Genomic DNA, 19,654 nt, shown 5'->3' on the forward strand with positions numbered 1-19,654 from the left:
TGCCGGAAAGGTCATGTTCGTTAAGCGGACGTTTCGCCGATCGCCATCGCGATGTCGTAGGAGGTCCGCGCGGCCGGAATTCGGGGAGAGGGGCGGGGCGGGCCCGAATCGGCCGTATTCGAACAGCGGGTCCGGTGTCGGGTGGTCGCCGCTGGCCGAGATGGTGATGGGATGTGGCTGATTTCTTTCCCTTTACTCGAGGTTGGACGGCTCGGCCCGGTGCCTTGTACCGCCCGAGGTTCGGTGCCGGAGGTTGTTGCGGTGCGCGTACGGCCCTTGGGCGCGCGCGAGTGGTGCGTACGGGGCGCCGCGGGTGGTGCCTGTACACGACCGGAGTCACCGGACGGTGACTTCAGGCCCCATGTCCTGTGCCCCGTCGGTCGCGGGGTGCGGTCATCCGGCGCGGTCATCCGGCGCTACGGACGGAAGCAAGCAGAAAGCCCCGCTCCTCGACACACCTCGGGGGACGGGACTTTCGCGGACGGTCTCCCGTATCGCCGCCAGGCACTCTGCGCGCGGTACCGCCGTGGCGTGTGATGGCGGGAGAACCTGGGCATGGTCCAGCCGGGGGGTGGTGCCATGCGGGTGCGTGATGCCGGGAGCGGGGCCGAGTACTGGGATCCGGCCCACCCCGTTCTGGAGATCCTGCGCGCCCGGCGCGCCTCCGGGAGCCTGCCGGGGCGGCGTGACGACGGGGCCAGAGTGGCCCTCGCCGTGGAGGGCGGCGGCATGCGAGGGGTGATCTCCGCGGCGATGCTGTCCCAACTGGAGGACTACGGCTACCAGAACGCCTTCGACGTGGTGTACGGCTGCTCATCGGGCGGCATCAACGGCGCCTACTTCCTTGCCGGGCAGACCTGGTATCCGCTGTCGATCTACTACGACGACCTGGCGACCAAACAGTTCGTCGACTTCTCCCGGGTGTTGCGGCGGCGCCCGATCCTGGACCTGTCGTACTCCTTCGACCGCGTCATGGAACGGGTCAAGCCCCTCGACTACGAGGCGGTCATCAGGTCGCCGATACCGCTGGCCGTGCCGGTCACCGACGTCGACGCCCTGCGGACCGTCGTGCTGCGGGACTTCACCTCCCGCCAGGACCTCAAGGCCGCGCTGCGCGCCTCCGCCTGGCTGCCCATCGCGCTGCCCGGCACGGTCCCGACGCCCGACGGACGGCGCGCCGTCGACGGTGGGGTGCTCACTGCCCTGCCGTTCCGGCTCGCGATCGACGACGGCTGCACGCACATCCTCTCCCTCAGCACCCGCCCGATGCGGTCGACCGCCGGTGAGATCTCCCTGCTGCACCGCCTCACCTGCCTGCACCTGGAGCGGATGCGCACCGGTCTCGGCCACGGCTACCTGGCGGCGATCCGCCGGAAACACACGGACCAGGACTGGCTGCGCCGGATGCGTACGGCCCCGGAGGCCGGCGCGCCGTACGTCCTCGATCTGGCGCCGCTGCCCTGGATGCCCGAACTCAAGCGGCACGAGCTGAACCAGCGCCGGCTCCTCGACAGTGCGCGCATGGCGTACGGGATCGCCTTCTGCGCCACCGAGAGGCGGTCCGTCGAGCTGATCCGCCACGGAAGCATCCGAACCATGCCGAGACTGATGGTGGTGGACACCGCGAATGGAGAACCGAGGCGTGACACCGGACCTGCTGGTCGCGGCACTGCGCGAGCTGACGGGGCATAGCGAACGGCACCTGGCACGGTTACGGGACCTGCTGCAACTGCCCGCCGACGGCGCATCGGAGACCGCCCGGCAACGGGCCCGCCGCCTCACCTCGTGGCGGCGCCTGCTGCAGGACATTCCGCTGGACGAGCGCTCCTTCGACGACCGATTCGGGCCCGGCGGCCGACGGGACACGATTACCGGCCTGACCGCCTGGTGCCTGGGCCACCGCGCGCAGAGCGAACGACGCCGGGCGGGCCAGGCCGAACTTTTCGGCTTCGCCGGCCTGTACCTGCTGACCCTGCTGGGCCTTGCCGAATCCGAGGCCCAGCGCTCGCTCCCGCAGCCTCCGCCCGGCCCCGGCCACGGCGACGGCCGGGCCCTGACACACGACTGCGGCGCCGTCTGCGACGTGCTCGTCGCGGAGGAGGCGGTCGCGGAGGCCGTCGCCGAGATCTACCACCCGGGGTCTCGCCCCGGACGGCGTCGCGCGGACGCGGCCATGGAGCCCGCCGAGCGCGAATGGCAGGCGATGCGACGGGAGTTGCGGTTCCACCGGCACGGCAGCACCTCGGTGATCCTGCGCGGCACCACGGCGGGCGCCGTGCACGGCACCCGCCCGGAGTTCGCCCTCAAGCTGATCCTGTACCCGTTCACCAGGATCCCGACCCTCACCCGCGCCACGCGCGAGTACGCCGAGACGTACGGCACCGCCGACATCGGCTCACGGCACCTGGTGCGCGTCTGGGCCAGCTTCGACAGCTGGATCCTGATGGACTTCATCGAGGGCAGGACGCTCGCGGAAATCCTCCGCGAGGAGTGGGATCCGCACACGGCCGGTACGGGCCGGGCGCTCTCGCTCCGGCTTGACCGGCTCCAGGAGAAAGGGGTGCTGCTCTTCGAGGCGCTGGAGGATCTGCAACGCATCGCACGGGACGCCCCCGTGCACGGCCGCCTCAAGGGCGTGCACGCCGACCTCTCCCCGTCCAACATCATCGTGTCCGAAACCGACGGCGCGTTCAGACTCATCGACCTCGGACGCAACTACCTCTACACCCACACCATCACCGGCACCTCCGGCATCGAGTCCTCCTGCATCGCCCCGGAGGTCAGGGCCGGCGACAGCGAGATCGCCCGCGCCGACCTCTACTCGCTCGGCCGACTGCTGATCCTCTTCGGCGCCGGCCGCGCCGACACCGACGGCGTCGTCCCGGACATCTTCTACATGCGCGCCGTGCAACTGGCGCGCTTCATCGAGGACCTGATCGACGCCGACCCGGCGCGCCGACTGCTCGTATTCACCACCGGCACGGAACATACTTTCTCCTTCAGCGAGTTGAAGAGCGCTTTTCTTGCCGAACTGGAGATGGCACAGGCCGCCGAGAACGGCGAGTCCGATCTGCGGACCGAGACCGGCTGGCGGGCGCTGCCGGGGCTGCTGCGCCCCCTGTCCGGGGACCCGGGCCGGGAGTGGCGGCTGTGGCGGATGTACCGGCAGCAGAGCGTCCGCCCCGATGCACACCGCAGACCCTTCGCCACCTGGCTGCTCGTCTGGTCGATGGTGTCCGCCCTGATCTGGGCGGTGACGAACACCACCGTCATCACCTGGCTGCTGCGAGACTTCGAGCTCGACTGGGGCAACAAGCTGGTGGAACTGGTGCAGCACCTCGACGGCGGCAGCGACGGGCTCCCGATCGTCGACTCATGGCGGCACGCCGACTATCAACTGCCGGACTGGCGGGCCAACCTCCCGGCCCGGATGGTCGGGCTCTCCTACGCCATCGCGGCGCCGAAGTACTACCAGACCCTGTTCTCCGGCCTCACACCGCTCACCATCGGACGGCGGGCCGGCGGGCTGAGCCGACTGGCCCTGGCGGCCGAGGTGGTCATGCGGGCCATGGCCGTCGTGCCCTGCCTGCTCGTCCTGGCGATCACCCTCGTCGAACCCCGCTGGTGGCCCCTCAACTCCGCGATCGGGCAGTGCCTGACCTGTCTCGCGAACTTCCTGGTCCTCGCCTACGTCCGTGCCGTCATCGCCCGTTCGCGCCGGCTCGGCCTCAGTACGGTCCCGGGTGAGGACGGCAAGATCACCGGGCTCTCCGCGCTTACCCAGTGGGTGCCGACCTCGCTCTTCTACGCCACGGCCGTGCTCACCATCGGCACCTTCCTGTACCTGGAGATACTTCACGACGCCTACGTGTACGCGCTTGCCGTGACCTCGACCAATATCTTCCTCTTCTACGTCATCAAGTGCGGCATAGGAGGCCCGGCGGTACGGGTGGCGATGGTCCGCACCTCTCTGGCCGCCGAACGCGTGGCCCGGTGCCGGTAGGCGCCCTGGGGATGGCGCTGCTCGGTTCGGTCGGCGCCGCCGTGTACGGCCGGGGCATGAGCAGTACGGTGCCTGCCGTACCCGACGCCGCGCGGGAGACCCTGTCAGGCGCGGTCGCGGTGGCCCGGCAGCTTCCGTACCAGCTGCGGGAAACGGTGCTCTCCGCCGCTTTCCGGGCCTTCACCCACTGCATGAACATGGCCGCGGCCGGTGCCGCAGTCGCGATGGCCGGTGCCGCCGTTCTCTCCGTCGCCCTGCTCCGGGGTACGGGCTCCGTACCGGCCGACGGAGCGGGGAGCGGAGCCCGTACCGAGGAGAAGCGACGGCCGCGGTGAAGTGCCGCCACCCCGTGCGGAGCCGGGTGCGTCAGCGGGTGGTGAGTACCATCCGGAAGCGGGCGGCACCGGACATCATCTTCCGGTACGCCTCGGTAGCCCCGTCCAGCGGCACGGTCTCGGTCATCGGGCGGATTCCGTGCAGCGCGCTGAACGCCATGGTGTCCTGTACGTCCTGCGCGGTGCCTGACGGGTGGCCCCGGACGACCTTGCCGCTCATGAGCAGCTGAGCCGGGCTGATTCCCAGCGGCTCGGGGTCCGCGCCGATGACCACCAGCTCACCGCGGGGGGCGAGCCCTTCCACGGTCGCCGTGATGGCCCCGGAGTTGGCGGCGGTGGCCAGGACGGCCCTGGCGCCGCCGAGGGCCTGCAGCGCGTCCGCGACGGAGGTGTCCGCCGTGCTGTCGATGTAGTGGTGCGCGCCGAGCTCCTTGGCGAAGTCGGCCTTGGCGGCTCCGCGGGCGATGGCCACGGTCTCGAAGCCCATCGCGGCCGCGTACTGCACCCCCAGGTGGCCGAGCCCGCCGATGCCGAGCACGGCGACCAGGTCACCCGGCCGGGCGGAGCTGCGCCGCAGCCCGTTGTACGTGGTCACTCCCGCGCAGGCCATGGGCGCCGCATCGGTCGCCGCCAGTGCTTCGGGGATCCGGGCCAGGGCGTCCGACGGTGCGATCACCGTCTCGGCGTAGCCCCCGTCGTACGCCCATCCGGGAACCTTCAGGTTCCGGCACACGACGAAGTCGCCCTGCCTGCAGGGTGTGCAGTGGCCACAGCTGCCGCCGAACCAGCCCACCGCCACGCGGTCGCCCACCTGCCAGGCGTTCTGGGTCCCCTCACCGAGCTCCTCGATCCGCCCGGCGATCTCATGCCCGGGGACCAGCGGGAACCGTACGCCCGGAACCGCGTCGTCCACGAAGAGGGAGTCACTGTGGCAGACCCCGCAGGCATCCACGGCCACCCGTACGTGGCAGGGGCCCGGCTGCGGCATCTCGCGCTCGACGATCTCGAACGGACCGCCGGCGGCGGTGACCTGCGCGGCTCGATAGACGTTCATCTGGATCTCTCCGGAGTGCGGGTGGACGGCCCCCGGAATCAGCAGACCAGCTCCGGCCCGATCGCGCGCGCCGAGTGGCGCAGGCGAGGGGCGGGCCCCGCCCGGCGCACGCGCCGGAACCGAGCCCTACGCCCTCCCCGTCACGCCAGGCTCTCCCGCCACGCCCGGTGGAGTCCGGCGAAGCGGCCCGTGCCGCCGATGAGTTCGGACGGGGCACCGTCCTCCACGATGCGCCCGTGCTCCATCACCAGGACCCGGTCCGCGATCTCCACGGTCGACAGACGGTGCGCGATCACGACCGCGGTGCGGCCGTGCAGCACCGTGTCCATGGCCCGCTGCACCGCCCGTTCGCCGGGGATGTCCAGGGAGCTCGTCGCCTCGTCGAGGATCAGCACCGCCGGGTTCGCCAGAAGCGCCCGTGCGAACGCGACCAACTGGCGTTGACCGGCCGAGATCCGGCCACCCCTCTTGCGTACGTCCGTGTCGTATCCCTCGGGCAGTCCGGCGATGAAATCGTGTGCGCCGATCGCCTTGGCGGCCTGCTCGATCTCCTCACGGGTCGCGTCGGGGCTGCCGATCGCGATGTTCTCGGCGACGGTCCCGGAGAACAGGAACGCCTCCTGGGTCACCATCACCACACCCCGTCGCAGCTCGGGCACGGCCAGGTCCCGCAGATCGGTCCCGTCCAGCAGCACCCGGCCGTCGGTCGGGTCGTAGAAGCGGGCCAGCAGCTTGGCGAGCGTCGACTTGCCGGCGCCCGTCGAACCGACCACGGCCACGGTCTGGCCGGCCGGGACCGTCAGATCGAAGCGGGGCAGCACCTCGCCGCCCGTCCGGTAGGCGAACCGCACCGAGTCGAAGACGACCTCGCGGCCCGGGTGATCACCCGTGAGGGCGGGCAGCTCCCGCGGATCCGATGTCTCGGGGACGGAAGGGGTCTGGTCGAGCAGTCCCGCGATCTTCTCCAGCGAAGCCGCGGCCGACTGGTAGGAGTTGAGGAACATGCCGAGCCGGTCGATCGGGTCGTACAGCCGACGCAGATAGAGCACGGCCGCAGCCAGCACACCGAGTGCCAGGGTGCCCGAAGCCACGCGGTACGCACCCCACAGCACGATCCCGGCGACAGCCGTGTTGGCGACCAGCCGGGAGCCGACGACATAGCGCGCCATCTCCAGCATCGCGCCGCCGTTCTTCCAGGCGTGTGTGCTGTTGAGGTCCTCGAAGTGCCTGTCGTTGATGCGCTCGCGGCGGAAGGCCTGGACGGGACGGATGCCGTTCATCGACTCGGCGAACTTCACGATGACCGCGGCGATCGCCGTCGACCGCGCCGCGTAGAGCAGTCCGGCCCGCTGCCGGTAGAGCCGTACCAGCAGATACAGGGGCACGAAGGAGAGCACCGCGACCGCGCCGAGACCGAAGTCCAGCCAGAGGAGCACCAGCGAGATGGAGACGAAGGACAGGACGATGCCGATCAGTTCCTGCAGTCCCTCGCTGAGCAGTTCCCGCAGCGACTCCACATCCGTGGTGGAGCGGGAGATCAGCCGGCCCGAGGTGTAGCGCTCATGGAAGTCCACGCTCAACGCCTGTGCATGGCGAAAGATCCGCCCGCGCAGATCGAGCAGCACATCCTGGTTGATCCGGGCGGAGGCCCGGATGAACGCGTACTGCATGCCCCCCGCGGCCGCCGAGCACAGCGCGTACCCCACGGCCACCGCGATCAGCGGCCCGTAGTCCTTGTCCCGGAAGGCGGGCACACCGCTGTCGATGGCGTAGGCGACGAGCAACGGGCCCGTCTGTACCGCCGCCTGCTGGATCAGCAGCAACAGCGCGGACACCATCACCCGGCCCCGGTGCGGCCGGAGCAGCGACATCAGCAGTGTGCGGGTCGCACCACGGGGGGTGGGCAGATCGTCCCGGTCGAACTGATCCCCGGCGCCGTCGGAGGGGGACGGGCCCTCGGGCTTCTTCCGCGCATCGCGCCGGTCGGCGGGCCCGGTCGTCGTCGTACTCGTCATCGGGTGCGGCCCTTCTCGGCAGGGACGTCCGGCACAAGGCGGTCCTCGTCGGACGGGTCGGGGAAGGCGTCCTCGGCCAAGACACCCTCCTGTGTGCTTCCGGCGCCCGCCATCAGCCAGGCGTACTCCGCACTGTCGCGCAGCAGTTCCTGATGGGTGCCGACAGCGGTGATCCGGCCCTCCGACAGCAGCGCCACCCGGTCCGCCAGCATCACGGTGGACGGACGGTGCGCGACGACGATCGCCGTCGTCTCCTCAAGCACCTGCCGCAGGGCGGCCTCCACCAGCGCCTCCGTGTGCACATCCAGGGCGGAGAGCGGATCGTCGAGCACCAGGAAACGTGGCCGGCCCACCACGGCGCGGGCCAGCGCGAGCCGCTGCCGCTGTCCGCCGGAGAGACTGAGCCCCTGTTCGCCGACCTGGGTGCCGATGCCCTCGGGCAGGTCGTACACGAAGTCGGCCTGCGCGACCGCGAGCGCCCGCCGCAGCTCTTCCTCCCCGGCGCCTTCGGCGCCCATCAGCACGTTCTCCCCGACGCTCGCCGAGAAGAGCGTCGGCTCCTCGAAGGCCACGGACACCAGTTCGCGCAGCTCCTGGCGGGGCATGGCGGTGATGTCCCTGCCGTCCAGCGTGATCCGCCCCGCGGTCGCCTCGTGCAGCCGCGGCACGAGCGCGGTGAGCGTCGTCTTCCCGGAACCCGTGGCCCCGACCAGGGCCATCGTCTCGCCGGGGCGGATGCGCAGATCGATCCGGGACAGTACGGGTACGGAGCCGGCCTCGGCGTCGGGGTAGCGGAACTCCACCCCCTCGAAGACCATTTCGCCCTGACCGGCCGGGTCCTTCGGCGCGCCGCCGTCGTCGGCGGCCGTGTCGTCCTCCTCGGCCACATCCATCACTTCGAAGAACCGCTCGGTCGCTGTCGCCGACTCCTGGCTCATCGCCAACAGGAAGCCGATCGACTCGATCGGCCACCGCAGCGCGAGCGCCGTGGACAGGAAGGCGACCAGCGTGCCCGCCGAGAGCCCGCCGTCCGCGACCTGGACCGTGCCGAGGACCAGCGCCGCCCCGATGGCCAGCTCGGGGATCGTGGTGATGGCGGCCCAGATGCCCGCGAGGAGGCGGGCCTTGCCCAGCTCCGTGCTTCGAAGCCGCTGCGAGAGGGCACGGAACGCGAGGGCCTGGCTGCGGTGCCGGCCGAAGCCCTTGATGATGCGGATGCCGAGCACGCTCTCCTCGACGACCGTCGTCAGATCGCCGACCTGATCCTGCGCCTTGCGCGCCACGAGCGAGTACTTCGTCTCGAAGACCGAGCAGAGAATCACCAACGGGACCACCGGGGCGAGCAGCACCAGTCCCAGCGTCCACTGCTGCATCAGCAGAATGATGAAACCGATCAGGATCGTCGTTCCGTTGACCAGCAGGAAGGTCAGGGGAAAAGCCAGGAACATGCGCACCAGCATCAGGTCCGTGGTCCCGCGCGAGAGCAACTGCCCCGACGGCCAGCGGTCGTGGAACGCCACCGGCAGCCGCTGCAGATGCCGGTACAGGTCGGCCCGCATCGCCGCTTCGACCCCCGCCAGCGGCCGGGCCACCATCCACCGTCGCACCCCGAAGAGCGCGGCCTCGGAGAGGCCCAGCAACAGCAGATACAGCGCGCCGAGCCAGACGCCGCCCGGGTCGCGGCCGGCCACCGGGCCGTCGACGATCCACTTCAGTACGAGAGGGATCACCAGGCCGGTACAGGAAGCGACTATCGCGACCAGAGCCGCGCCGAACAGGCGCTTGCGTACCGGCTTCACATAGGGCCACAACCGCAGCAGGGAGCGCGCGGTGGACCGGTCCTTGGGCTCTACATGTGATTCGGGCATCACAGGCGAGCCTACGGTTCACCACTGACATCGCTCATGTGGTTTTTCGGCCGTCCGGCGGTGGCGGAGCCCCGTACCAGGCTCTGCGGACCGCTGGTCGTACCCCGTATCAACCGATCGGCCGATGCCGCTTCGAGCGCGATGGACGATGGTGCGCCGGTCCCCGCGACACGATTCTCGTAGGCATGGCAATCATCGAAGTGAACGGGGTGCACAAGGCCTACGCCGGGCGCCCCGCCGTGGACGGAGTGAGTTTCGCCGTCGACGAGGGGGAGATCTTCGGGATCCTCGGACCCAACGGTGCGGGCAAGACCACCACCGTCGAGTGCGTCGAGGGGCTGCGGGTTCCCGACGCCGGTACGGTCCGCGTGGCCGGTCTCGACCCCGTCGCCGACCACGACCGGGTCACCCGGCTGCTGGGCGCGCAACTCCAGGAGAGCGAACTCCAGCCCAAGCTGACCGTGGCCGAGGCGCTGGAGCTGTACAACGCCTTCTACCCGGAACCCGCCGACTGGCGCGCGCTGGCCGAACGGCTCGGTCTGCACACCAAGTACGGCACCAGGTTCGCCAAACTGTCCGGCGGCCAGAAGCAGCGGCTGTCGATCGCGCTCGCCCTGGTCGGCAACCCGCGCGTCGTGGTCCTCGACGAGCTGACCACGGGTCTGGACCCGCGGGCCCGCCGGGACACCTGGAAGCTGATCGAGGACGTACGCGACAGCGGCGTGACGGTCCTTCTGGTCACCCACTTCATGGAAGAGGCCAGCCGGCTCTGCGACCGTGTCGCCGTGATCGACAAGGGAAAGGTCGTCGCCCTCGACACCCCGTCCGGCCTGATCAGCGGGGCCGGCAGCACCACGGTCATCTCCTTCACGCCGTCACAGCCGCTCGACGACACCGAGCTGGGCCGGCTGCCCGGGGCGGTCTCCGTCGAGCAGAACGACGGCCGGTTCGTCATCAACGGCACCGACGAGACGGTCAACGCGATGATCTCGCTGCTGGCCCGCCACCGCATCACCGCGCACCAACTCCGCGTCACCGAGGCAACGCTCGACGACGCCTTCCTCGACCTCACAGAACAGGCGGCCTGAGATGACCACGGCGAACCCGGCCAAGGCGATGGACGCACCCAGCCCATGGGCAGCGGTACTCAGGGCCGAGACACGGCTCTTCCTCCGCGAGCCCGGCAGCCTGTTCTGGATCCTCGTCTTCCCGACCGTGCTGCTGACGATCCTCGGCCTGATCCCGTCCTTCCGGGACCCCGACGACGCACTCGGCGGCCGCCGCGTCATCGATCTGTACGTACCGGTGTCGGTGCTGCTCGCCATGATCATGTCCGGGCTGCAGGCCATGCCGCCCGTCCTCACCGGCTACCGCGAGCGCGGGATCCTGCGCCGCATGTCGACCACTCCGGTACGGCCGTCCGCCCTGCTCACCTCGCAGATCGCCCTGCACGGCGCCGCGGCCCTCGGCTCCGCCGCGCTGGTGATGGCCGTCGGCCGGACCGCCTTCCACGTCACGCTGCCCGGACAGCCCTTCGGCTATGTCCTGGCGCTGCTCCTGGCGACGGCGAGTGTCCTCGCCCTCGGCGCACTGCTCTGCGCGCTCTCCCGCACCACCAAGGCCTCCGCCGCCATCGGCTCGGTCGTCTACCTCGTGATGATGTTCACCGCCGGGGTCTGGATCCCGGTGCAGACCATGCCCGACACCCTCCGGCGCATCGTTCAGGTCACCCCGTTCGGCGCGGCCTCCCAGGCGCTGGACCGGGCGGCGTCCGGCGGCTGGCCCGGCTGGGCCCAGCTGGGCGTGATGGCCCTGTGGGCGGCCCTGGTGACCCTGCTGGCGACCCGTCTGTTTCGATGGGAGTGACCGTTCCGGGGGAGACTTCACCCATGGACACGGGGGACATGACAAAGGCGAGCACCACCGGACCGACGGCGGTCGTGCAGTTGGGGGAACGGTTCTTCCGGTACGGGCCGTACGGTCTGCTCGGCCTGGGCACCGCAGTCTCGGCGGTGTCCGCCGACCTCATCATGTCCCGCTCGGACGTGTACGCCACCGCGGTGCTGGTCCCGGTGGCGCTCGTCCTCCAGCTCTGGTGGGGGCGGGCCCGGCCGAGTGTTCCCCCGAAGTCGCGGGCGGCGCAGTTCTACTTCGTCGCCCGCTTGTTGCTCGCCTTCGCACTGACCTGGTGCAATCCGTTCTTCTCCATGTTCGCGGTTCTCGGCTACTTCGACGCCGGCCGACTGCTTCCGCACCGGGCTGTCAGAGCCGGGCTGCTGGCCACCGCCGTCATCATGGCGGGCTCGCAGTGCGGCAGCGGCCTGCCGCCGGTCTCCCTCATGAACTGGATCGCCTTCGGCATCCTTCTCGCCCTGCACGCCACCCTCACCATGGTGTTCGCCCAGATCGGCGACCGGGAGGCCGAGCACGCCCGCACCCAGGCCGACACCATCGCCGAACTGGAGTCCGCCAACGCCCGCCTCGAACAGGCCATGGCGGAGAACGCGGGCCTGCACGCCCAACTCCTCGTCCAGGCCCGCGAAGCGGGCGTCGCCGACGAGCGTCGTCGGCTCGCCGCCGAGATCCACGACACTCTCGCGCAGGGCCTGACCGGCATCATCGCCCAGCTCCAGGTGGTGACCTCGATCGCCGGCACCGACCCTGCCCTGGCCCGGCAGCACCTCGACCGCGCCGCCGCCCTCGCCCGACACAGCCTGGGGGAGGCGCGCCGCTCGGTACACGATCTGGTCCCCGCCGCACTGGAGCACGACGACCTTCCGGGCGCGCTGAAGAAGACGGTCGCCGACTGGGCCGAACGCCACGCGGTCCGGGCCGAGTTCACCGTCACCGGTACCGTCGAGCCGCTCCACGACGAGATAGCCGCCACCCTGCTCCGTATCGCCGAGGAAGCCCTCGCCAACGCCGGCCGCCACGCCGGGGCCTCACGGGTCGGCATCACCCTGTCCTTCATGGGCGACGAACTCACCCTGGACGTACGGGACGACGGCCGCGGCTTCGACCCGGCCGCCCTGCCGCCGTACAGCGGCGCGGGCGGTTTCGGGCTCGGCGGCATGCGGGCCCGCGCCGAACGCATCGCGGGCACCGTCGAGGTGGAGACGGAGCCGGGCCGCGGCACGGCGGTCTGCGCCCGGGTGCCGCTGGTTCAGCACAGCCGATGACCAGTACGGTTGGCCTGCCATGGCTGAGGATTCCGCACGCGTCATCACACTCGTCGTCGTCGACGACCACCCCGTCGTACGGGACGGTCTGCGCGGCATGTTCGATTCGGCCCCCGGCTTCCGGGTCCTCGGGGAGGCGTCGAACGGGGTGGAGGGCGTCGACCTCGTGGCCCGGCTCGACCCCGATGTCGTCCTGATGGATCTGCGGATGCCGGGCGGCGGCGGAGTCGCCGCCATCGCCGAACTGACCGGGCGCGGCGCCCGGTCCAAGGTGCTCGTCCTGACCACGTACGACACCGACTCCGACACTCTCCCCGCGATCGAGGCCGGCGCGACCGGCTATCTGCTCAAGGACGCGCCCCGCGAGGAGCTGTTCAACGCAGTCCGCGCCGCTGCCGACGGCCGGACCGTGCTCTCGCCCGCCGTCGCCTCCCGACTGATCTCACGGGTGCGCACCCCGGCGGCGCAGGGCAACGAGTCGCTGTCGGGCCGCGAGCGCGAGGTGCTCGAACTCGTCGCGAAGGGCACCTCGAACCGTGAGATAGCCGCCGAGCTGTTCATCAGCGAGGCCACGGTGAAGACCCACCTCACCCATATCTTCGCCAAGCTGGGCGCCAAGGACCGGGCCGCCGCCGTCGCGGTCGGCTACGACCGGGGCATCCTCGGCTGACCCCGGGGCGGCTGAGTGCCCCTCACTCCCTGACCCGCAGCAGCAGCACCGACCTGGCCGGTACGGTCAGCAGCCCGCCGCCCCGGTGGACGGTGCCGGGTGCCACGGCCTGGTCCTCCCGTGAGGTGTCCAGGACCAGTTCGTAACTCTGCGCCCACGGCGGCCCTGGGAGCCCGAAGTCGCTCGGCCGGTGGTCCGCGTGCAGGATCGCCAGGAAGCTGTCGTCCGTGACCTGTTCGCCGCGCGCGTCCCGGCCGGGGATGTCGCGTCCGGAGAGATAGAGCCCGACCGTCGCGGCCGGTGCGTACCAGTCCTCCTCCGTCATCTCCGCCCCCTGCCGGGTGAACCACGCCAGGTCCCGCAGCCCGTCCGCCGCCTGCGCCCGTCCGGAGAAGAAGGCGCGGCGGCGCAGCACCGGGTGGGTGCGGCGCAGGGTGAGCACCCGGGAGGTCAGCTCGGTCAGCGCCCGCCATCCGGGCTGGTCGAGCAGGGACCAGTCCAGCCAGCTGACGTCGTTGTCCTGGCAGTACGCGTTGTTGTTGCCGCCCTGCGTACGGCCCATCTCGTCGCCCGCGACCAGCATCGGCACACCCGTCGACAGCAGCAGTGTGGTGAGCAGATTGCGCAGCTGACGGCGGCGCAGCGCATTGACCCCGGGGTCGTCGCTCTCGCCCTCGGCGCCGCAGTTCCAGGCCCGGTTGTCCGAGGTGCCGTCCCGGTTGCCCTCGCCGTTGGCCTCGTTGTGCTTCTGCTCGTAGCTGACCAGATCGCGCAGGGTGAAGCCGTCGTGCGCGGTGACGAAGTTGACCGAGGCGTACGGGCGCCGGCCGCCCCACGCGTACAGATCGCTGGATCCGGTCAGCCGGTAGCCGAGATCCCGTACATCGGGCAGGGCGCCGCGCCAGAAGTCCCGTACGGCGTCCCGGTAGCGGTCGTTCCACTCTGTCCACAGCGGAGGGAAGGCGCCCACCTGGTAGCCGCCGTTGCCGACGTCCCACGGCTCGGCGATCAGCTTCACCCGGCGCAGCACCGGGTCCTGGGCGATCACCGCGAGGAAGGGGGAGAGCATGTCGACGTCGTGCATCGAGCGGGCCAGCGCGGCCGCCAGATCGAAGCGGAAGCCGTCGACGCCCATCTCCGTGACCCAGTAGCGCAGCGAGTCCGTGATCAGCCGCAGGACGTGCGGCTGGACCACATGCAGGGTGTTGCCGCAGCCGGTGTAGTCCGCGTATCTGCGGGCGTCGGACTGGAGGCGGTAGTAGCCCCGGTTGTCGATGCCGCGCAGCGACAGCATGGGACCCAGCTCGCTCGCCTCCGCCGTGTGGTTGTAGACCACATCGAGGATCACCTCGATCCCGGCGTCGTGCAGGGCCCGCACCATCCGTTTGAACTCGCCGACCTGCCGGCCCGCGGTCCCGCTCGCCGAGTAGTCGGCGTGCGGGGCGAAGTAGCCGATGGAGTTGTAGCCCCAGTAGTTGTGCAGGCCGCGCCGGAGCAGATGGTCCTCGTGGGCGAACTGATGCACCGGCAGCAGTTCCACCGCCGTGACCCCGAGCCGCTGCAGATGGCCGATGGCCGCCGGGTGGGCGAGACCCGCGTACGTGCCCCGCAGCTCCTCGGGGATTTCGGGGTGCAGCTTGGTGAAGCCGCGTACATGCAGCTCGTAGATGACGGAGTCCGCCCACGGGGTCTTGGGCCGGCGGTCCTGCGCCCAGTCGTCGTCGTCATGGACCACGACGCCCTTCGGCACGTACGGAGCGGAGTCCCGTTCGTCGCGCACGGTGTCGGCGACCTGTTGGTGCGGCCAGTCCCTCACATGGCCGTACACCTCGGCCGGGAGGGTGAACGAGCCGTCCACGGCCCGTGCGTACGGATCGAGGAGCAGCTTCGCCGCGTTCCAGCGGGCGCCGGTCCAGGGGTCCCAGCGGCCGTGCACCCGGTAGCCGTACCGCTGCCCCGGCCGCACGCCCGGCACGAAGCCGTGCCAGATCTCATGGGTCAGCTCGGTCAGCACAAGGCGTGTCTCGCTCCCGTCCTCGTCGAAGAGGCAGAGCTCGACGGCCTCCGCGCCGCCCGCCCAGAGCGCGAAATTGGTGCCGGCCACTCCGTCGGGGCCCACCCGGAAGCGAGCCCCGAGCGGCGTCGGGGCGCCGGGCCACACGGCGGGCGGCCGCCCTTGTACGGCCTCCCGCATGCTCTCCGGCACGGTCTCCGCGCCCGTCTCCTGCACTGCCTGCTGCTCGGCTGCGCTCGACACCTGCTCGCCTCCCGCGGCTCATGGGGACCGGCACCGAAAGGGAGCGCGCGGCGTCCCGGCCGCGGCTCCCCGAGTGTGGTCCTCCCCTCTGTTCTGCCCACGCGGGGGCCCGCACTCACGTTTCCCCCGGCCGGCCCCCGGCGTTGGGGGGACGTGAACCACGTGGCGAAGAGGGCGGTGGCGAGTTCGGCCACCGTGCTGACTTGGGCAGGACTGCTCGCCGTGCTGGCCGTACTGAGCGGCTGCACCGGTGCCGGATCCAAGGCGCCGGGATGGCCTCGGATGGGGCCTTGCCTGCTCGAACGAAGTGGAGAGTTCGGGGAAAGAGCTACCAGGGCATTTCGGCAACGCCGAGGGGGTCCCCCTGGCCCTTAAGGCCTTGGGGGAGTGCGTGCCAGGCCGTGGCCGCCCGATCAGAGGTCACCCGACAGGCTCTGAGACCCCGTCGGATCCTCCAGGGCCTGTCCGGCGGATCAGGACACGGACAGGCCGGCCGTCCCCGCAGCGCCTGTACCCCGTGTCACCTGGCGGAGTCCCGGGACAAGTTGGGACTGAACGGTGACATCCGCGGGGTCATCTCCCCGTGATCGGTGTGATTATCTTTTGCTGAGCGCGCGTGTGCAGCGCGCGGGGGCGGGGGCCTGCGGGCTCCCAGGGTCTTGGCGGGGCCAGGCCGTGTGAGGGGAGACGAGCACATTGAACGGGCAGCCGATATCGGGGACATCGGCCGGGGCGAACAGCGGACGGCGCGGGCGAGGGGCCACCGGACTGCTGGCTCTGGTACTGGGTGCGCTGCTGTTGCTGGTGACGGCGTGCGGCGGGGGAGACGACGCCGGCAGCGCGGGCAAGGGCGGGTCGAAGGGCGACGACACCACCGCCTCGCAGGCCGTGGTGACCATTGCGCCGAAGGACGGCGCGGACTCCGTCGCCACCAGCGGGGCACTGAAGATCTCCGCCGAGCAGGGGAAGCTGGCCACGGTGAAGGTGGCCGACCCCAAGGGCGCCGAGGTCGAGGGGAAGATCGCGGCGGATGGCACGAGCTGGACACCGGACCAGCATCTGGCCGCGGCGACCAAGTACAAGGTCCACGCGGTCGCCAAGGACGCGAAGGGCCGTGAGTCGGCGAAGGACACCAGCTTCACGACGCTGGTCCCGCAGAACACCTTCGTCGGGCAGTACACCCCGGAGGACGGTTCCACGGTCGGCGTCGGCATGCCCGTCTCGATCCACTTCACCCGTGGCATTACCGACCCGAAAGCGGTCGAGAACGCCATCAAGGTGACGGCCGAGCCTTCCGTACCGATCGAGGGCCACTGGTTCGGCAACGACCGCCTCGACTTCCGCCCCGAGGAGTACTGGGCCGCGGGAACCAAGGTGACCGTGAAGCTCAACCTCGACGGCGTCGAGGGGCGACCGGGCGTCTACGGCAAGCAGGCCAAGACGATCTCCTTCACGATCGGCCGCAGGCAGGTCAGCAACGTCGACGCGAGCACGCACCGGATGAAGGTCGTCCGCGACGGCAAGCAGATCAAGAACATCCCGATCTCGGCGGGTGCCCCGGCGACCACCACGTACAACGGCCAGATGGTCATCAGCGAGAAGCTCAAGGTGACCCGGATGAACGGTGACACCGTCGGCTTCGGCGGCGAGTACGACATCAAGGACGTGCCGCACGCGATGCGCCTGTCCACCTCGGGCACCTTCATCCACGGCAACTACTGGGGCGCCTCCGGTGTCTTCGGCTCGGCCAACACCAGCCATGGCTGCGTCGGTCTCCAGGACGTGCGTGGTGCCTGGAGCAAGAAGACCTCGGCGGGCTGGTTCTTCGACAACTCGCTCATCGGCGATGTAGTGGTCGTGAAGAACTCGCACGACAGGACGATCCAGCCGGACAACGGCCTCAACGGCTGGAACATGTCCTGGTCGGAGTGGACCAAGTAGCTCGCGTCGTACGGCAAGCGAGCGGGCCCGGTGCTGTGACCAACAGCACCGGGCCCGCTCGCGTTAGCCACGGTTAACCTGCCTCTCATGACCGCAACCCTCGAAGTAAGTGACGGCGTCGGCACGATCCGGCTGGACCGTCCGCCCATGAACGCCCTGGATGTCGCCACCCAGGACCGGCTGCGTGAACTCGCCGAAGAGGCGACCCGGCGCGACGATGTGCGTGCAGTGGTCCTCTACGGCGGCGAGAAGGTGTTCGCGGCGGGCGCGGACATCAAGGAGATGCAGGCGATGGACCACACGGCGATGGTCGTACGGTCCAAGGCGCTGCAGGACTCCTTCACCGCGGTGGCCCGGATCCCCAAGCCTGTCGTCGCCGCAGTCACCGGCTACGCGCTGGGCGGCGGCTGCGAACTGGCGCTCTGTGCCGACTTCCGGATCGCCGCCGACAACGCCAGGCTGGGCCAGCCCGAGATCCTGCTCGGACTGATCCCCGGAGCGGGCGGCACCCAGCGTCTCGCCCGGCTGATCGGCCCCTCCCGGGCCAAGGACCTGATCTTCACCGGCCGCCATGTGAAGGCCGAGGAGGCCCTGACGATCGGTCTGGTGGACCGCGTGGTGCCCGCGGCCGAGGTGTACGAGCAGGCACATGCCTGGGCCGCCAAGCTGGCGAAGGGGCCCGCCCTCGCGCTGCGCGCCGCCAAGGAATCCGTCGACGCCGGCCTGGAGACGGACATCGACACCGGGCTCACGATCGAGCGGAACTGGTTCGCAGGTCTGTTCGCCACCGAGGACCGGGAACGCGGTATGCGCAGCTTTGTGGAAGAGGGTCCGGGCAAGGCCAAGTTCCTCTGACCGAACGCCAGTTGGGCACAGAGCGACGCGGGTTCATCCGTGCGGGCGGATTGGCTGGGCCTTAAAGAACCTTAAGGCCCAGCTGGCCGAAGGGGCCGACAACCTCGCTCGGAGGCGCTATCTGTGCAGGTCAGGGTGGGTGTATCGGGCTGCATTCTGCCATTGGCATATGCCTACCGATCTCTCCGGAATGGTGCATTCCGGGGTGCGGATTCCTTTGGAACGGCCCCGGAGTGCTCGTCTTGCGGCCATGATGGTGTGCATGGCGGGCCTGGAGGGTGTGGAACAGCCGCGACCGCGCAGCGGCGCGACGGCGGCACGCTGGATGCCGGCAGTCGATGACGAACAGGCGTTCAAAGCGCTGGAGTTGTTCGGAAACCCGGCGGAGGGTGAAGTCCGGCTGCCGTCCCGCCCGGAGTCCGCGGCCACCGCCCGAAGGCTCACCTCGTGTGTGGTGCTGCGCCAGTGGGCGCTCTCCGCGCACACCGCCGAATACGCCGTGCTGCTCGTCTCGGAGCTCGTCGGCAATGCGGTACGGCACACCGGCGCCCGGGTTTTCGGATTACGGATGCTGCGCCGCCGCGGATGGATCCGGATCGAGGTGCGCGACCCCTCGCGTGGACTGCCGTGTCTGATGCCCGTCCAGGAGATGGACATCAGCGGCCGGGGGCTTTTCCTCGTCGACAAGCTCTCCGACCGGTGGGGCGTGGATCTGTTGCCGCGCGGCAAGACCACCTGGTTCGAGATGCGGATCTCCGACCGCTGACCGTTCCTGACCAGCGTGCATGAGTGGGTCCTGGACCCACTGCTGCGTTCTGGGTGCATCCCGAACGGTGTTGGATGCGCCGGGTTGCCGCTTTCTCGTCCCGTTCGGCGGCACGCCTCTGGGGGCGTGGCCCGTTGCGGGTGGGCGGGTTCCGTCACGTCCCCGGGTGCCTGGCCCGGCCTGGACGGTCCGATGCCCCGCACGATCGCTCCGGTCGTGTGGGGGCGGTGCCGTCCTTCCCCAAGCTCTCAACTCCGCTCGAGCAGGGGATACCCCATCCAGGACGGGGTGTCCGAGGGTGCATCGTCCGATCGCGATACCGGCGGCATCATGACGGGACATTCTGCGGTGCGGGGCGGCCGGCGGTTTCTGTCGGCGCTGGGCACCCCACGTGCTGGTGTAGGCGGGGTCGGCCGCGACAATGCTCAGGCCCTGTTCGGCGGCCATGGAGACCAGCCGGGCCTTGAGCTTCCCGGTCGGGATGCACCTCACTTCAACGCAGCAAACCGTCAGCAGCTCGCACCCCCCGGCGGGCTCGTGGCCGGATGCACAGAAGCCCCCGGTCTGCCGTGGTGCGGCGCTTCGGGGGCTGCTGTGTGGGGGCCGTGAAATGGGGGGTGTGTTCACGGCCGCTTGTGACGACCGAGCTCGGGTCAATGCGGTCGTGTCACCGACTATGGCAGACGGGCGACCTCGCCGCCAAAGGTGCAA

14 protein-coding genes are annotated in these 19,654 nt (G+C 70.2%); 10 read left to right on the plus strand and 4 right to left on the minus strand.

Translation table 11 applies throughout. The annotated features are described in order from the left end of the window. Positions 1 to 555 precede the first annotated feature (555 nt). The 3 genes from ACZ7IB_RS05655 to ACZ7IB_RS05665 are packed head-to-tail and all read left to right on the plus strand — an operon-like array spanning position 556 to position 4,338. Entirely contained in the window at positions 556 to 1,692 is a 1,137-nt protein-coding gene (locus ACZ7IB_RS05655) for a patatin-like phospholipase family protein (RefSeq protein ID WP_470909406.1), read from the plus strand. Then, on the plus strand, positions 1,643 to 4,003 hold the full coding sequence (locus ACZ7IB_RS05660; RefSeq protein WP_470909407.1) for a protein kinase family protein: 2,361 nt from the start codon (positions 1,643 to 1,645) through the stop codon (positions 4,001 to 4,003). Before ACZ7IB_RS05655 ends, ACZ7IB_RS05660 begins: the two co-directional genes overlap by 50 nt. 11 nt (positions 4,004 to 4,014) lie before the next feature. Next, entirely contained in the window at positions 4,015 to 4,338 is a 324-nt protein-coding gene (locus tag ACZ7IB_RS05665; protein ID WP_470909409.1) for a hypothetical protein, read from the plus strand. Between the two features lie 31 nt (positions 4,339 to 4,369). Here ACZ7IB_RS05665 and ACZ7IB_RS05670 read toward each other — a convergent pair whose 3' ends face one another. From ACZ7IB_RS05670 to ACZ7IB_RS05680, 3 genes are all read right to left on the minus strand, one after another. Then, on the minus strand, positions 4,370 to 5,392 hold the full coding sequence (locus ACZ7IB_RS05670) for an alcohol dehydrogenase (RefSeq protein ID WP_470909411.1): 1,023 nt from the start codon (positions 5,390 to 5,392) through the stop codon (positions 4,370 to 4,372). A 140-nt stretch (positions 5,393 to 5,532) separates the two neighbouring features. Continuing rightward, positions 5,533 to 7,407 (minus strand): ABC transporter ATP-binding protein, encoded by a 1,875-nt coding sequence (locus ACZ7IB_RS05675; RefSeq protein WP_470909413.1) that lies wholly within the window; start codon positions 7,405 to 7,407, stop codon positions 5,533 to 5,535. Continuing rightward, positions 7,404 to 9,275 (minus strand): ABC transporter ATP-binding protein, encoded by a 1,872-nt coding sequence (locus tag ACZ7IB_RS05680; RefSeq protein WP_470909415.1) that lies wholly within the window; start codon positions 9,273 to 9,275, stop codon positions 7,404 to 7,406. The genes ACZ7IB_RS05675 and ACZ7IB_RS05680 overlap by 4 nt, the downstream gene beginning before the upstream one ends. A 185-nt stretch (positions 9,276 to 9,460) precedes the next feature. On the opposite strand from ACZ7IB_RS05680, the gene ACZ7IB_RS05685 reads away from it, so the two are divergent. The 4 genes from ACZ7IB_RS05685 to ACZ7IB_RS05700 are packed head-to-tail and all read left to right on the plus strand — an operon-like array spanning position 9,461 to position 13,124. Beyond that, on the plus strand, positions 9,461 to 10,363 hold the full coding sequence (locus ACZ7IB_RS05685) for an ABC transporter ATP-binding protein (RefSeq protein ID WP_470909416.1): 903 nt from the start codon (positions 9,461 to 9,463) through the stop codon (positions 10,361 to 10,363). A gap of 1 nt (position 10,364) precedes the next feature. Beyond that, positions 10,365 to 11,141, plus strand: coding sequence for an ABC transporter permease (locus ACZ7IB_RS05690; RefSeq protein WP_470909418.1), 777 nt, complete (start codon positions 10,365 to 10,367; stop codon positions 11,139 to 11,141). Positions 11,142 to 11,164: 23 nt separating this feature from the next. Beyond that, positions 11,165 to 12,454: a sensor histidine kinase gene (locus tag ACZ7IB_RS05695; RefSeq protein ID WP_470909420.1), complete on the plus strand. Its 1,290-nt coding sequence runs from the start codon at positions 11,165 to 11,167 to the stop codon at positions 12,452 to 12,454. 19 nt (positions 12,455 to 12,473) lie between these two features. After that, on the plus strand, positions 12,474 to 13,124 hold the full coding sequence (locus ACZ7IB_RS05700) for a response regulator (protein ID WP_470909422.1): 651 nt from the start codon (positions 12,474 to 12,476) through the stop codon (positions 13,122 to 13,124). A 22-nt stretch (positions 13,125 to 13,146) separates the two neighbouring features. On the opposite strand, the gene glgX is transcribed toward ACZ7IB_RS05700, so the two are convergent. Then, positions 13,147 to 15,381, minus strand: a complete 2,235-nt coding sequence (glgX, locus tag ACZ7IB_RS05705; RefSeq protein WP_470909424.1) for a glycogen debranching protein GlgX — start codon at positions 15,379 to 15,381, stop codon at positions 13,147 to 13,149. A gap of 696 nt (positions 15,382 to 16,077) precedes the next feature. On the opposite strand from glgX, the gene ACZ7IB_RS05710 reads away from it, so the two are divergent. From ACZ7IB_RS05710 to ACZ7IB_RS05720, 3 genes are all read left to right on the plus strand, one after another. Further along, complete coding sequence (locus ACZ7IB_RS05710; protein WP_470909425.1) at positions 16,078 to 17,322, plus strand: L,D-transpeptidase; 1,245 nt, start codon at positions 16,078 to 16,080, stop codon at positions 17,320 to 17,322. Between the two features lie 87 nt (positions 17,323 to 17,409). Next, the gene (locus ACZ7IB_RS05715; protein ID WP_470909427.1) at positions 17,410 to 18,177 is read left to right on the plus strand and encodes an enoyl-CoA hydratase/isomerase family protein; all 768 of its coding nucleotides are present in this window, start codon (positions 17,410 to 17,412) and stop codon (positions 18,175 to 18,177) included. Positions 18,178 to 18,427: 250 nt separating this feature from the next. After that, positions 18,428 to 18,943, plus strand: a complete 516-nt coding sequence (locus tag ACZ7IB_RS05720) for an ATP-binding protein (protein ID WP_383070834.1) — start codon at positions 18,428 to 18,430, stop codon at positions 18,941 to 18,943. Positions 18,944 to 19,654: the final 711 nt, after the last annotated feature.

It is taken from the genome of Streptomyces sp. NPDC037301 (assembly GCF_055602785.1).